Annotated in this window: 13 protein-coding genes; 4 read left to right on the top strand and 9 right to left on the bottom strand. The window is 71.8% G+C overall.

Annotated features, from left to right (window positions below; genetic code table 11):
- Positions 1-14: 14 nt before the first annotated feature.
- From purL to BJY16_RS08530, 6 genes are all read right to left on the bottom strand, one after another.
- Complete coding sequence (purL, locus tag BJY16_RS08555) at positions 15-2,363, bottom strand: phosphoribosylformylglycinamidine synthase subunit PurL (RefSeq protein ID WP_221502448.1); 2,349 nt, start codon at positions 2,361-2,363, stop codon at positions 15-17.
- A gap of 56 nt (positions 2,364-2,419) precedes the next feature.
- Positions 2,420-3,130, bottom strand: a complete 711-nt coding sequence (gene purQ / locus BJY16_RS08550) for a phosphoribosylformylglycinamidine synthase subunit PurQ (protein ID WP_185046339.1) — start codon at positions 3,128-3,130, stop codon at positions 2,420-2,422.
- Positions 3,127-3,378, bottom strand: coding sequence for a phosphoribosylformylglycinamidine synthase subunit PurS (purS, locus tag BJY16_RS08545; RefSeq protein ID WP_185038543.1), 252 nt, complete (start codon positions 3,376-3,378; stop codon positions 3,127-3,129). Before purS ends, purQ begins: the two co-directional genes overlap by 4 nt.
- Positions 3,379-3,440: 62 nt before the next feature.
- The gene (gene purB, locus BJY16_RS08540; protein WP_185038542.1) at positions 3,441-4,862 is read right to left on the bottom strand and encodes an adenylosuccinate lyase; all 1,422 of its coding nucleotides are present in this window, start codon (positions 4,860-4,862) and stop codon (positions 3,441-3,443) included.
- Entirely contained in the window at positions 4,859-6,109 is a 1,251-nt protein-coding gene (locus BJY16_RS08535) for an MFS transporter (RefSeq protein WP_185038541.1), read from the bottom strand. Before BJY16_RS08535 ends, purB begins: the two co-directional genes overlap by 4 nt.
- Positions 6,106-6,612 (bottom strand): ArsR/SmtB family transcription factor, encoded by a 507-nt coding sequence (locus tag BJY16_RS08530; RefSeq protein WP_185038540.1) that lies wholly within the window; start codon positions 6,610-6,612, stop codon positions 6,106-6,108. The genes BJY16_RS08535 and BJY16_RS08530 overlap by 4 nt, the downstream gene beginning before the upstream one ends.
- Positions 6,613-6,729: 117 nt before the next feature.
- On the opposite strand from BJY16_RS08530, the gene BJY16_RS08525 reads away from it, so the two are divergent.
- The gene (locus tag BJY16_RS08525) at positions 6,730-7,179 is read left to right on the top strand and encodes an SCP2 sterol-binding domain-containing protein (RefSeq protein ID WP_185038539.1); all 450 of its coding nucleotides are present in this window, start codon (positions 6,730-6,732) and stop codon (positions 7,177-7,179) included.
- Positions 7,180-7,288: 109 nt separating this feature from the next.
- Here BJY16_RS08525 and purD read toward each other — a convergent pair whose 3' ends face one another.
- Entirely contained in the window at positions 7,289-8,530 is a 1,242-nt protein-coding gene (purD, locus tag BJY16_RS08520; RefSeq protein ID WP_185038538.1) for a phosphoribosylamine--glycine ligase, read from the bottom strand.
- 82 nt (positions 8,531-8,612) lie between these two features.
- Between purD and BJY16_RS08515 the strand changes: the two genes are divergently transcribed.
- Entirely contained in the window at positions 8,613-9,905 is a 1,293-nt protein-coding gene (locus tag BJY16_RS08515) for an adenylosuccinate synthase (RefSeq protein ID WP_185038537.1), read from the top strand.
- Complete coding sequence (locus tag BJY16_RS08510; RefSeq protein WP_185046338.1) at positions 9,902-10,864, top strand: diacylglycerol kinase family protein; 963 nt, start codon at positions 9,902-9,904, stop codon at positions 10,862-10,864. The genes BJY16_RS08515 and BJY16_RS08510 overlap by 4 nt, the downstream gene beginning before the upstream one ends.
- A 652-nt stretch (positions 10,865-11,516) precedes the next feature.
- Here the strand turns inward: BJY16_RS08510 and BJY16_RS08505 are convergent.
- Positions 11,517-11,939 (bottom strand): DUF3151 domain-containing protein, encoded by a 423-nt coding sequence (locus BJY16_RS08505; RefSeq protein WP_185038536.1) that lies wholly within the window; start codon positions 11,937-11,939, stop codon positions 11,517-11,519.
- A 76-nt stretch (positions 11,940-12,015) separates the two neighbouring features.
- Complete coding sequence (locus BJY16_RS08500; protein WP_185038535.1) at positions 12,016-13,005, bottom strand: ADP-ribosylglycohydrolase family protein; 990 nt, start codon at positions 13,003-13,005, stop codon at positions 12,016-12,018.
- A 75-nt stretch (positions 13,006-13,080) separates the two neighbouring features.
- Here BJY16_RS08500 and BJY16_RS08495 point away from each other — a divergent pair, with 75 nt between their 5' ends.
- Positions 13,081-14,268, top strand: coding sequence for an LOG family protein (locus BJY16_RS08495; RefSeq protein ID WP_185038534.1), 1,188 nt, complete (start codon positions 13,081-13,083; stop codon positions 14,266-14,268).
- The last annotated feature ends 42 nt before the right edge of the window (positions 14,269-14,310 follow it).

Genomic DNA, 14,310 nt, shown 5'->3' with positions numbered 1-14,310 from the left:
CGTTCCGTCGCCGGTCAGGACTCGATCGGTCCGAGCTCCAGCGTCACCGAGCGAACCTCGTCGGCCTGCGGCGCGGCGGCCGGCTCACCGAACAGCTTCGGCAGGGTGCTCGAGTACGCCGTCCGCAGCTCGTCCAGCGGGATGGAGAACTGGCCGGTCACCTCGAGCGCCGCCGCGTCGGTGGTGACACCGATCTTGGCGCACGGGACGCCCTGCTCGGCGGCGAGCGCCACGAACGCCTTCTCGTGGCCCCGCGGCACAGCGACCAGGGCCCGCCCGGCCGACTCGCTGAACAGCTCGACGAAGGCGGACTCGACGGTCACCGTCGCGCCGGTGCCGTAGCGCAGGCAGCTCTCCACCAGGGACTGGGCCAGACCACCGTCGGAGAGGTCGTGCGCCGCGCTGACCAGACCGGTCTGCGACGCCCGCGCCATCAGCTTGCCCAGCGCCTGCTCCGCGGCCAGGTCGACCTTGGGCGGGCGGCCGCCGAGGTGGCCGTGGGTCACCCAGGCCCACTCCGAGCCGGACAGCTCGGCCCGGGTCTCGCCGAGCAGGAAGAGGATCTCGCCGGTGGCCTTGAAGCCCATCGGGATCCGCCGGGTGACGTCGTCGAACAGGCCCATCACGCCGACCACCGGGGTGGGGTGGATCGCCGCGGCGCCGGTCTGGTTGTAGAAGCTGACGTTGCCGCCGGTCACCGGGGTGCCCAGCTGCTGGCAGCCGTCCGCCAGACCCTGCACGGCCCGGGCGAACTGCCACATCACGGCCGGGTCCTCGGGCGAGCCGAAGTTCAGGCAGTCGGTCACCGCGATCGGCTCGGCGCCGGTCACGGCCACGTTCCGGTACGCCTCGGCGAGCGCCAGCTTGGCCCCCTCGTACGGGTCGAGCCGCGCGAACCGGCCGTTGCCGTCCACCGACAGCGCCACGCCGAGGTTGGTCTCCTCGTCGAGCCGCAGCACGCCGGAGTCCTCCGGCTGGGCCAGCACGGTGTTGCCCAGGACGTAGCGGTCGTACTGCTCGGTGACCCAGGTCTTGTCGCACAGGTTCGGCGAGGCGATCATCCGGAGCACGGTCTCCCGCAGCTCGTCCCCGGTGGACGGACGCGGCAGCGTCTCGGCCCGGTCGGCCTGCAGCAGGATCAGGTCGGACGGCTCGCGCAGCGGCCGCTCGTAGACCGGGCCGTCGTCGGCGAGCGAGCCCGGGGGCACGTCCACCACGACGTGGTCGTTCCAGGTGATCACCAGGCGGCCCGGGGTGCCGTCCTCGGCGCGGGCGGTGACCTCGCCGATCGCGGTGGCCCAGACGCCCCACTTCTCGGCGACCTTGAGGACCGCGTCCAAGTTCTCCGGCGTGACGATCAGGAGCATCCGCTCCTGCGACTCGCTGGCCAGGATCTCGGTCGGCGACATCGAGGCCTCGCGCAGCGGAACCCGCTCCAGCCAGACCCGCATGCCGGTGCCGGCCGCCGCGGCGGTCTCGGTGAGCGCGCAGGTCAGGCCGGCGCCACCGAGGTCCTGGATGCCGGTGACCAGGCCGGCGTCGTAGAGCTCGAGGCAGCTCTCGATCAGCAGTTTCTCCATGAACGGGTCGCCGACCTGCACCGACGGGCGGCGCTGCTCGGCCTCCTCGTCGAAGGTGGCGGACGCCAGCACGGAGACCCCGCCGATGCCGTCGCGGCCGGTCCGGGCGCCCAGCAGCACGACGATGTTGCCGGCGCCGGTCGCCTCCTTCTTCTGCAGCCGCTCGACCGGCAGGACGCCGATCGACAGCGCGTTGACCAGCGGGTTGCCCTGGTAGCACGGGTCGAAGACGATCTCGCCGCCGATGTTCGGCAGGCCCAGGCAGTTGCCGTAGCCGCCGATGCCGGCGACCACGCCGGGCAGCACCCGGGCGGTGTCCGGGTGGTCGGCCGCGCCGAAGCGCAGCGGGTCCATCACCGCGATCGGGCGGGCACCCATCGCCAGGATGTCCCGGACGATGCCGCCGACGCCGGTCGCCGCGCCCTGGTAGGGCTCGACGTAACTCGGGTGGTTGTGCGACTCGACCTTGAAGGTGACCGCCAGGTCGTCGGAGACCTGGACGACGCCCGCGTTCTCCCCGATGCCGGCCAGCATCCGGGTGTTCTTCGGAACCTTGGCGACGAACTCGCGCAGATGCACCTTGCTCGACTTGTACGAGCAGTGCTCACTCCACATGATCGAGTACATCGCGAGCTCGGACGCGGTCGGCCGGCGGCCGAGGATGTCCTTGATCTTCGCGTACTCGTCGTCCTTGAGGCCCAGGTCGGCGTACGGCTGGAGATCGTCCGAGGACTGCTCCGCCTTCTGCACGGTGTCCGGCCCGTCGGCGAAGCCCTCGGCCAGGACGTCAGTCGCAGCGAAGGCGGTCTCCGATTTGACTGGTCCCGTCTGCTGCTGCGTCACTGCTGTCCCCCTGCTTGCGAGCCGCCCGCCGACGCCCCCGCCAGGGCCCGCAGGACGGAGGTGAAGAAGCCGAGGCCGTCGAGCGACGGGCCGGTCAGCGCCTCCACGGCGTGTTCCGGGTGCGGCATGATGCCGACGACGTTGCCGGCCTCGTTGGTGATCCCGGCGATGTCGCGCTGCGAGCCGTTCGGGTTGCCGTTGATGTACCGGGCGATCACCCGGCCCTCGCCCTCGAGCCGGTCCAGCGTGGCCGGATCGGCGACGAAGCAGCCCTCGCCGTTCTTCACCGGGATGAGGATCTCCTGGCCCGGGGTGAAACCGTTGGTCCAGGCGGTGTTCGTCGACTCGACCTTGAGCCACTGGTCCCGGTTACGGAAGTGCAGGTGCTGGTTCCGGGTCAGCGCGCCGGGCAGCAGGTGCGCCTCGCAGAGGACCTGGAAACCGTTGCAGATGCCGAGAACCGGCAGGCCGCCGCGGGCCGCGTCGACGATCGTCTCCATCACCGGAGCGAATCGTGCGATGGCGCCGCAGCGCAGATAGTCGCCATACGAGAAGCCGCCGGGCAGCACGACAGCGTCCACGCCGTGCAGATCCGGGTCTCCGTGCCAGAGGCGGACGGCCTCGGCGCCGGCGATCCGGGCGGCGCGGGCGGCGTCCCCGTCGTCCAGTGATCCGGGGAAGGTGACCACACCGATCCGCATGGTCAGGCGACCTCCGCCGCAGCCTCAACCCGGACCTGGTAGTCCTCGATCACCGGGTTGGCGAGCAGCTTGTCGGCGATCTCGCGAGCCCGATCCAGGTCGGGTTCGCCATCGAATTCGATCTCGATCCGACGGCCGATGCGGACAGAGGAGACATCGGTGACGCCGAGCCGGGGCAGGGCATTGGCCACCGCCTGACCCTGCGGATCCAGGATCTCCGGCTTGAGCATGACGTCGACCACGACGCGAGCCACGGGCACTCCTGACTGATAGGTGTAAGCACGAAGGAGCCTACCTGGTCAACTGTTCCACCAGTTCAAAGGATGGGCGCGGGGGTGTAGCCGGCGGCCGACGGGTGGCGGTCGACGATCGCGGCGACCCGGTCGGCGACCGCACGCACCTGGGCCGGCGCCGCGCCCACGAAAGCGGCCCGGTCCGCGACCAGCGTGTCGATCTCCGCGCGGGTCAGCTGCAGCCGCCCGTCCTCGGCGAGCCGGTCGAACAGGTCGTTGACCGCCACGCCCTTCTCCCGCATGGCCAGCGCCACGGCGACCGCGTGCTCCTTGATCACCTCGTGGGCGACCTCGCGGCCGACGCCCTTGCGCACCGCGGCCACCAGGATCTTGGTGGTGGCCAGGAACGGCAGGAACCGGTCCAGCTCGCGGGCGATCACCGCGGGATAGGCCCCGAACTCGTCGAGCACGGTGAGGAAGGTCTGGAACAGCCCGTCGGTGGCGAAAAACGCGTCCGGCAGGGCCACCCGGCGCACCACCGAGCAGGACACGTCGCCCTCGTTCCACTGGTCGCCGGCCAGCTCGCCGACCATCGACAGGTAACCCCGGACGATCACGGCGAGGCCGTTGACCCGCTCCGACGAGCGGGTGTTCATCTTGTGCGGCATCGCCGACGAGCCCACCTGGCCCGGCTTGAAGCCCTCGGTGACCAGCTCCTGGCCGACCATCAGGCGGATCGTGGTGGCCAGGGAGGACGGGCCGGCGACGATCTGGGCCAGCGCGGACACCACGTCGAAGTCGAGCGAGCGCGGGTAGACCTGGCCGACGCTGCTCAGCACCCGGGAGAAGCCCAGGTGCTCGGCCACCTTGGCCTCGAGCTGCTCCAGCGCGGCAGCGGAGCCGTCCAGCAGGTCGAGCTGGTCGGCCGCGGTGCCGACCGGGCCCTTGATGCCCCGCAACGGGTACCGCCCGAGCAGGTCCTCCAGCCGCTCGTACGCGATCAGCAGCTCCTCGGTCGCCGACGCGAACCGCTTGCCCAGCGTGGTCGCCTGCGCCGCCACGTTGTGTGAGCGCCCGGTCAACACCAGGTCGGAGTGCTCGACGGCGAGCGCGGCGAGCCGGGCCAGCGCGGCCACCACCCGGTCCCGGATCAGCTCCAGCGACGCCCGGATCTGCAGCTGCTCCACGTTCTCGGTGAGGTCGCGGGAGGTCATTCCCTTGTGGATCTGCTCGAAGCCGGCCAGCTCGGAGAACTCCTCGATGCGCGCCTTGACGTCGTGCCGGGTGACCCGCTCGCGGGCCGCGATGGACGCGAGGTCGACCTGGTCGAGGACGGACTCGTAGGCCTCGACGGCGCCCTCGGGCACCGCGACGCCCAGATCACGCTGGGCCTTCAGGACGGCCAGCCAGAGCCGGCGCTCCATCCGGATCTTCTCCTCCGGGGACCAGAGCGTGACGAGGTCGGCGGAGGCGTAGCGGCTGGCAAGCACGTTCGGGATGGTCACGACACTGATTCTTCCATGTGCCCGGGTGCCGCCCCCGGCAGCCGGTGACGCCGGTTGCGGACGTCTGAGCTGCTCACCATCCCGACCACGGCGAGCAGCAGCACCGCGGCCGCGCCGAGCAGGGTCGGCTGCGGGCCGAACCGGTCGGCGAGCGGGCCGATCGCGATCTCGCCGACCGGCACGGCCAGGAACGACCCGACCATGTCGTAGGAGTAGACCCGGGCCAGCCGGTCGGCCGGGATGTGCTCCTGCATCGTGGTCTCCCAGCCGACGCTGAAGATCTCCAGCGCGACGCCGGCCAGGAAGGCCGCCCCGGCCAGCGGCACGAGGTGCGGGTCGAGGCCGAGCACGATCAGCGGCCCGGCCATCGCGGTGAGCGCGATCACGCCGTACCGGAGGAAGCGCCGCAGCCGCAAGCGCATCGCGAGCAGGCTCCCGGCGATCATCCCGGCGGTCTGCACGGCCAGCACCACGCCCCAGGCCGGCCGGCCGATGGTCTCGGCGGCGACCGCGGGACCGAGGATGTGGGTGGCGCCGGACCAGGCCATGTTCATCACGCAGGCGCCGGCCACCACCACCCAGAGCCAGGTGTGCGAGCGGAACTCGGTCCAGCCGGTGCGAAGCTCGTGCAGCACGCCCGGCTTGGCCGGCGGCCGCTCGGCGGCCGCGGCCGGCAGCCGGATCAGGGCGAAGCAGCATGCGGAGACCAGGAACGTGCCGCCGTCGGCGGCGATCGCCCAGCCCGGGCCGACCACCGCGACCAGCACGCCGCCCAGCGGAGCGCCGATGATCATCGCGGTGCTCAGCGACAGCCGGTTCAGCGCGTTGGCCTGCTGCCGCTCGTCCTCCGCGACGGTCCGGGGCAGCAGCGACGCGCTCGCCGGCATGGCCACCGCGGCCACCGAGCCGTTCACCGCGGCGAGCGCGACCAGCAGCGGGACGGTCGCCGAGCCGGTCAGCACCAGGGTGGCGACGGTGCCCTGGGTGAGCGCGGCGACCAGGTTGGCGCCGACCATCAGCAGATTTTTCGGCAACCGGTCGGCGAGGACGCCACCGAAGAGCAGGAACACCACGTTGAGCAGGGTGCGCACGCCGACCACCAGCCCGGCGTCGCCGGTCCGGCCGGTCAGGTCGAGAACCGCGAAGGTCAGCGCGAAGGTGGCGAACGCGTTGCCGAAGGCGTCCGCCGCACGACCGGCCAGGAGCAGCCGGAACGCCGGGCGGCGCAGCGGCGCCGGGACCCTCACCGCCGCCCGTCCGGGTCCATCTCGAAGAGCGCCACCGTGGTGCTGGTCCGGATCGTCCCGGCGGTGCCCGCCGGCCGGGCCGCGGCATGCAGGTCGTGCAGTGCGGCGCTGATCCGGTCGTGCACGTCCCGCCAGACCTCGGGGTCGACCCAGACCTCGGCGTCACCCAGCACGCCGAGGCCCTCGGGCCGGCGCGCCCGGGCCCGCCGGGTCAGCTCGTCGGCCGCCGCCGGATAGAAGAGCCCGGCCTGCTCCGGGGTGAACCGCCGGGACACGTCGTAGCGGTACCGCTTGGCCAGGCCCCCGCGGATCTTCTGCTCGCCGGCCGTCACGATCAGGCCGCCGGCGAGCAGGTTGCGCAGGTGGTAGCTGGCGTTGGCGTGGGTGATGCCGAGCTCCCGGGCGATGTCGGCGGCGGTCAGCTCGGCGCCGGTGAGCAGCGACATGATCCGCAACCGGACCGGGTGGGCCAGTGCGCGCAGCGAGGCATCCCCCAAAGGCATGTTGGGGAGTATAGGACCGTCCAACACTTGTTTGAGAGTGGCAGACTGCACGAAAAGGCGGCATTCTCGCTAAGGTTACTGGCGAGTAAGTTCGACGCTCATCCGAAAGGTCCACCGATGACTGAATTCAACCTTGAGTCGCTCTCCTCGATCGGCCCGAAGGAGTTCGCGCAGCTCGTCAAGTCCACTCCGGACTCCAAGATCAGCGAGATCATGGCGTCGGACTCGCGGGGCAAGATCCTGGACGAGGTCTTCAACCGGATGCCCACCCTGTTCCGCGCGGAGAAGGCGGGCGACGCCCAGGCCGTCATCCACTGGATCATCACCGGGCCGAACGGCGCCTCGAACACCTACGAGACCGTGATCGAGAACGGCGCCTGCACCGTCACCAACGAGCCGGTCCGCGAGCCCAAGCTCGCGATGACCATGGACGCGGTGACCTTCCTCAAGGTGGTGGCCGGCGACGGCAACCCGATGATGCTGTTCATGACCGGCAAGATCAAGGCGAAGGGCGACCTGGCGCTGGCCGCCAGCATCGCGAAGCTCTTCGACATCCCCAAGGCCTGATCACCGCCGTTGCCCAGGGGTGCGGTCCGGTCACGGTCGCCACACACCCTTTCCGGTACGACAAAGAGCCGCCGCGGGCATCGCCACGGCGGCTCTCGTCGTACCGGAATCAGATCTTGATCTCGTGGTTGACCGCGCGCAGCGCGATGTCCGAGCGGAACTGCGCGCCGGCCAGGGAGACGCCGCCGACCAGCGCATAGGCGGCCTCGCGCGCGGCGGCCAGATCCGCACCGGTGGCGGTCACGCTGAGCACCCTGCCGCCGGCCGAGACCAGCCGGCCCTCGGCGTCGCGAGCCGTGCCGGCGTGGATCACCCCCGGCACCTCGGCACCGGTGATCACGTCACCGGTGCGCGGCGTGCCCGGGTAGTTGTGACTGGCCACCACGACCGTGACCGCGGCGCCGTCGTGCCAGATCAGCGGCGGGTGACCGGCCAGCGTGCCGGTGGCGGCCGCCTTGAGCAGCCCGGCCAGCGGCGTGGCCAGCAGGGCCAGCACGACCTGGGTCTCCGGGTCGCCGAAACGGGCGTTGAACTCGATGACCTTGGGGCCGTCCGGGGTGAGCGCGAGACCGACGTAGAGCAACCCGGCGAACGGGGTGCCGCGCCGGCGCATCTCGGCCAGGGTCGGCTCGACGGTCTCCCGGAGCACCCGCTCGGTCAGGTCGGCCGGCGCCCAGTCGAGCGGGGCGTAAGCGCCCATCCCGCCGGTGTTCGGACCCGCGTCGCCGTCCTTGAGCCGCTTGAAGTCCTGGGCCGGCATCAGCGGGGCGACCGCGGTCCCGTCGGTGATCACGAAGAGCGAGACCTCCGGACCAGGCAGGAACTCCTCGATGACGACCTTGCCGCACTCCTCGGCGTGCCGGACCGCCGTGTCCAGGTCGTCGGTGACGACGACACCCTTGCCCGCGGCCAAGCCGTCGTTCTTCACCACATAGGGGGCGCCGAACTCGGCCAGGGCGGCCTTCGCCTCGTCGACCGTGGTGCACGCGAACGACCGCGCGGTCGGCACGCCCGCGGCCTCCATCACCTCGTTGGCGAACGCCTTGGAACCCTCCAGCTGCGCGGCGGCGGCGGACGGCCCGAAACAGGCGATGCCCTTCGCCCGGACCGCGTCGGCGACGCCGGCCACCAGCGGGGCCTCCGGGCCGATCACGACCAGGTCGGCGCTCAGCTCGACGGCGAGCGCCGCGACCGCGGCCGGATCGGTGGCGGTCACCGGATGCAACTCCGCCACCTGGGCGATCCCGGGGTTGCCCGGCGCGGCGGCCAGGAACTCGACGGACGGGTCGGCGGCGAGCCCGACGGCAAGCGCGTGCTCGCGCCCACCAGAGCCGATCAGAAGTACGCGCACGACCGCCCATCCTACGTCGCGTAAACTTCGGCAGTACCCGGGCTCCTCCGAGGTACGACCTTGGGGAAAGGCATATCCAAAAGTGCCGGTGATCGTTTTGATCGGCGCCCAATGGGGCGACGAGGGCAAGGGCAAAGCCACGGACCTGCTGGGCGACCGGCTCGACTACGTGGTCAAGTTCAACGGTGGCAACAACGCGGGCCACACCGTCGTCATCGACGGCGAGAAATACGCACTCCACCTGCTCCCGAGCGGGATCCTCTCCCCGAACGTCGTACCGGTGATCGGCAACGGCGTCGTCGTCGACCTGAACGTGCTGTTCCAGGAGATCGACGGCCTGGAAGCCCGCGGTATCGACACGTCCCGGCTGCGGATCAGCGCGAACGCGCACGTGATCGCGTCCTACAACCGCTCGATGGACAAGGTCTCCGAGCGCTTCCTGGGCGCCCGGCGGATCGGCACCACCGGTCGCGGCATCGGCCCGACCTACGCCGACAAGATGAACCGGGTCGGCATCCGGGTGCAGGACCTCTTCGACGAGTCGATCCTCCGGCAGAAGGTGACCGCCGCCCTGGCGTTCAAGAACCAGGTGCTGTCGAAGATCTACAACCGCAGCGCGGTCAAGGCCGAGGACGTCGTCCAGGAGCTGCTCTCCTACGTCGACCGGCTCCGGCCCTACGTCGCGGACACCGCGCTGGAACTGTCCCAGGCGATCGACAACGACAAGGTGGTGCTCTGCGAGGCCGGGCAGGCCACCCTGCTCGACGTCGACCACGGCACCTACCCGTTCGTGACCAGCTCGAACGCGACGGCCGGCGGCGCCTGCACCGGCTCCGGCATCCCGCCCACCCGGATCGACCGGGTGGTCGCCGTGCTCAAGGCGTTCACCAGCCGGGTCGGCGAGGGCCCGTTCCCCACCGAGCTGCACGACAAGTGGGGCGACTACCTGCGCGAGGTCGGCCACGAGTACGGCACCACCACCGGCCGTCCGCGCCGGATCGGCTGGCTCGACCTGGTGATCGGCCGCTACGCGCAGCGGATCAACGGGGTCACCGACTTCGCGATGACCAAGCTGGACAACTACGACGGCCTGGACGAGATCCCGGTCTGCGTGGCCTACGAGGTGAACGGCGTCCGCCACGACGAGATGCCGATCAACCAGACCGACTTCCACCACGCCAAGCCGATCTACGAGACGCTGCCCGGCTGGAAACAGGACATCTCCGGCTGTCGCAAGTTCGCCGACCTGCCCCGCGAGGCGCAGGACTTCGTCGAGTTCGTCGAGGCCCGGATCGGCGCCCGGATCTCGATCGTCGGCGTCGGCCCCGGCCGCGAGGCGGTCATCGAGCGGCACTCGGTGCTCGGCGACGCCTGATGGACGTGGTCATCCTCAGCCTGGCCGAGGGCTCCGGCGACTCGTGCGGCTCCGGCTCCGGCTCGGGCTCGGGCTGCGGCGGCTGCGCCGCGGTCTGCGCCACCCCGCGGACCCCGGTGCTGGCCTGCGCGGACGCACTCCGCGACGGCGGTGCCCAGGTGGAGACGGTGCAGGCCGGCTCGGATCAGGAGATCGACGCGGTGCTGGCCCGGTTCGACGGGCCGGCCCGCGAGGACGGCCTGACCTGGCCGGCCGCCGGTGACGACCGGCGCCTGGTGATCGCCAGCGCCACCGACGGCCAGCTGCGCGCCGTGGTCCGCCGGATGGTGAGACGCTGGGCCCCGCCGCCCAGCAAGCGCCCCGGCGACCTGGCCGCCACCCGGACCGTGCCGGACCTGCCGCCGCTGGCCATCCTGCCGCTCGACCCGTCCCATAACGGCGACCTGGCCGCGCAACTCGGCTTGCCCCGCGCCCCGTCCGAGGTGGCGAAGGCGGTACTGGCCGGCCAGGTCCGGCGGCTCGACCTGCTGCGCAACGACGGCGGCTCGGTGACCCTGGACGGCGCGCTGCTCGGCGGCGCCGACGACAACGGCGCCGCGGTCCCGTGGCGGGGCCGGGTCGAGGTCGACGACAGCGTGCTGAGCGAGGGCGAGGAGCCGATCCTGGCCTGCGTCATCGGCAACGGCGGCGGCTACGCCGAGTTCGACGGCCTGCGGCTGCTCGCCGACGGCGACCCGGCAGACGGCCGGGTCGAGGTCGCGGTCGCGGTCCCGGTCGTGGTCAAACAGCGGTTCAGGGGGACTCGGGTACGGGTGGAGGTGCGCCGGGCTCGGGGGCGTGCGGTGTCGGTGCTGCCGCGCGAGGGTGAGCTGCAGTTCCTGGACGACGGGGTGGCGGGGTCGACCACCCGGAAGCGGTCCTGGTGGACTGAGGCGGGCGCCTGGGCGGTCTACGGGTAGGCCACCCGTAGCCGTGCCGGCACAATTTCACCGCTGGCGTTCAGCCGGACCGCGGGGCGCGCGCCGCGGCCCTCAAACGGTGAGGCGCGCGGCGTGGCCCTCAAACCGTGAGGCGCGGCGTGGCTCTCGAACCGCGAGGCGGCGTCGTCTCAAACCGTGAGGCGCGGCGTCGCCCTCAAACCGCGAGGCGCGGCGTCGCCCTCAAACCGCGAGGCGCGCGGCGTGGCCCTCAAACCGTGGAGGCGCGCGCCGTGGCACCGGACCACTGGTGCGCGCCCTGGCCCCGGACCGCTGGGCGGGTCGCGGTGGGTCGGCTGGCTCCCAAGGGTGTCTCGACCGAGGCGGGTACCTGGCCGTCTACGCGTAGCACGCTCGGGCGGAGGTTCGTCGGTTTGTCCACACCAGCGAGTCCTCCACAGCCCGGCGCCGCAAGATCGGCCCGCACCGGCACACTGGCTGAGGGGGCTCCCCCTGGGAGGGCGTGCCTTTTGAGATGGCTTTGCGCGATTTTGTTCAGCCCGGTCGAGTTTTTCTCGACCGGGCCGTCTCATCCAGAGCGTCTCATTCAGGCCGTCTCGTTCAGACCGTCTCGTTCAGACCGGCTCGTTCAAGCCGTCTCGTTCAAGCCGTCTCGTTCAAGCCGTCTCGTTCTTCAGGACAGGGCGTCGGCGGCGGCCGGGTCGCTGTCCCTGAGGAACTGGGCGCAGCGCGCCGCCTCGTCCGCCTCGCCGATCGCGGCGGCGGCCTGGGACAGCGCGTGCAGGCACCGGAGGAAGCCCTGGTTCGGCTCGTGCGACCAGGGCACCGGGCCGTGGCCCTTCCAGCCGTTGCGGCGCAACGCGTCGAGGCCGCGGTGGTAGCCGGTGCGGGCATAGGCATAAGCGGTCACCGGCTCGCCGGCGGTGAGGGCGTTCGCGGCCAGCGGCGCCCACGCCGCGCTGTAGGCCGGGAACCTGGCCGCGACCGCCTTGAACGCCTCGTCGGTGCCGGCCGCCGCGGCGGCCGCGAGGGCCTGGTCGGCGTCGGCGTCGGCGGGCAGTCGGGTGGCCGGCGGCTCGGGAAGGAGGTTCTGCATGCCCTCATTCAACCCGGTCCCGCCCAGATCATTCCGGCGGCTGGCGGAAGGCAGCGGCAACGCACGAGAACCGTGGTCAGTCCCAGGCGGTGCCGAGGCGCATGAGGCGGTCCGAGTACTCGATCTGGGTCTGCCAGTCGGCGGGCCAGGCGCCCAGGCCGCGGGCCGCGCCGGCGAACGCGCCGGCCAGGCAGGCGATCGAGTCCGAGTCGCCGGACGAGGCGGCGGCCCGGCCGAGCACCGTGACCGGCTCGTCCGGGGAGATCAGATAGCAGTAGAGCGCGGTGGCCAGGGCCTCCTCGGCGATCCAGCCGGCGCCGGTGACCAGGCACGGGTCGCCCTCGAACCGCCCGGCGGCGAGCCCTTCGGCGACCTTGTCGAGCGCGGCCGCGCACTCGTCCCAGCCCTTCGCGATGAAGTCCTCCGGCGACGAGGTCATCGGTCGCTGCCAGAGATCGCCCAGCCAGTCCCCCCGGTAGATCTTCCGCTGCTCATCGCAGCGATCGCGGAGCGCGGCGAGGAGGTCCGCCGGCGCGAGGCCGCCGCGGAGCCAATGCACCGCGTACGCCGTGAGCTCGCTCGCCGCCAGGCCGGTCGGGTGGCCGTGGGTCAGCGCGGCCTGGAACTGCGCCACCCCGGCCCGCTGGTCGTCGGTCAGCCCGGGGACCAGCCCGACCGGGGTGACCCGCATGTTCGCCCCGCAGCCCTTGGAGTCGGACTGGGTCGCCTCGATCCACGGCCCGTCCTTGGCCAGCTCACCGATCGCCCGCAGGCAGGTCATCCCGGGGGCGCGGTCGTTCTCCGGGCTGTAGGCCCAGGCCAGGAACCGGCGGCGGAGCACCGGCTCGAGCCGGCCGGCGGTCGGGTCCGGCACCTCGAGGAGCGCCTCGCCGACCGCGAGCGCCATCTGCGTGTCGTCGGTGACCAGCGCGGGCTCGCCGACGAGCTGCCGCGGGCCGGCCGGGCCGTAGCGGGACACGATGGCCGGGTAGTCCATGAACTCGGTGGGTTTCCCGAGCGCATCGCCGTAGGCCAAACCGAACATCGATCCCGATGCAGCACGCATGGGACAACTCTATGTTTCCCGTCAACGTTCGGGGTGTGCGCCATCGGCGGGCGGCGTTGGCGCACCATGGACGCCATGCCCGATCCCCTGCAACCGGTGCTCGGCGGCGACGCGCCGTTCGACGCCACCGCCTTCGAGATCGAATCCCGCGAGGAGTTCGACACCCACCTGGTCAGGAACTCCCTGGCCGGACTGATCGTTCTCGGTCTGCGCCTGGACCGTCATCCCCCCGATCTGTCCGCCGTCGACGTCCGGGACACGCTCTTCGTCGGCTGTCACCTGGCCTCGCCGGAGGTGGAGACCGACCTGATCCGGCGCGGCGCGCACCTGATCCCGTCGTTCCGCAGCTGCCCCTACCCGACCCATCCGGCGCTGCTCTACACCCCGGAGGACCTGGCCGCCGGGTTCGCCGAGGGCGGCTTCGCCGGGATGTACGACACGATCGTCTATCGGCACTTCCTCGACCACGGCGGGGCGGTCCCGGACGTGCGTGAGGCGGTCGCCCAGCGGCTGCACGACGCCGGGATCGACAACGCGCTGGGCAAGGCGCTGGCCGCCTGGGCGTCGGTGCACGGCGCGGCCGGCGCGGTCGGGATCATGGGCGGGCACGCCGAGCCGCGCGGGTCGGAGCCGTACCGGATGGCCGCGACGCTGGCCCGGCGGCTGGCGAGAAGCGGGCGGCTGATCGTCACCGGCGGCGGTCCGGGCGTGATGGAGGCGGCGAACCTGGGGGCGTACTTCGCCTCCCGGACCGAGCGGGACCTGGCCGCCGCGATCGACATGCTGGCCCCCGCGCCGGACTTCCTGGACCACGACCCCTACACCGCCGCGGCGCTGGGCGTCCGGGCGTCCTACCCGCTGCCCGCGGTGGATCTGGCCGACCGGCTGCGGCACGGCGGGCTGGCGCTGCCCACCTGGCTCTACGGCCACGAGCCGGCCAACCTGTTCGCCGGGCAGATCGGCAAGTACTTCTCCAACGCGGTCCGGGAGGACTCGATCCTGCGGCTGTCCCGGGGCGGGATCGTCTTCGCGCCCGGCTGGGCCGGCACCGTGCAGGAGGTCTTCCAGGCCGCGACGAAGACGTTCTACCGCACCGACGGGCCGTCCGGGGCGTTCGTCTTCCTCGGCGTCGAGCACTGGACCAAGCTGCCGGTGGTCGACCTGCTGGGCACGCTGCTCGCCCGGTCACCGCACGGCGATCAGTCCGGTCTGATCGTGGTGACCGACTCGCTTGACGAGGCGATGGCGGCGCTGGTCAAATAACGCCTGCTCAGCCGGGGTTGGCAGGGTACCCCACACTGCGGG

Origin of the sequence: Actinoplanes octamycinicus (assembly GCF_014205225.1) — a bacterium.
Taxonomy (GTDB): Bacteria; Actinomycetota; Actinomycetes; order Mycobacteriales; family Micromonosporaceae; genus Actinoplanes; species Actinoplanes octamycinicus.
Note: the sequence above shows the minus strand (reverse complement) of the source record. Positions and strands in the feature narration are given on the sequence as shown.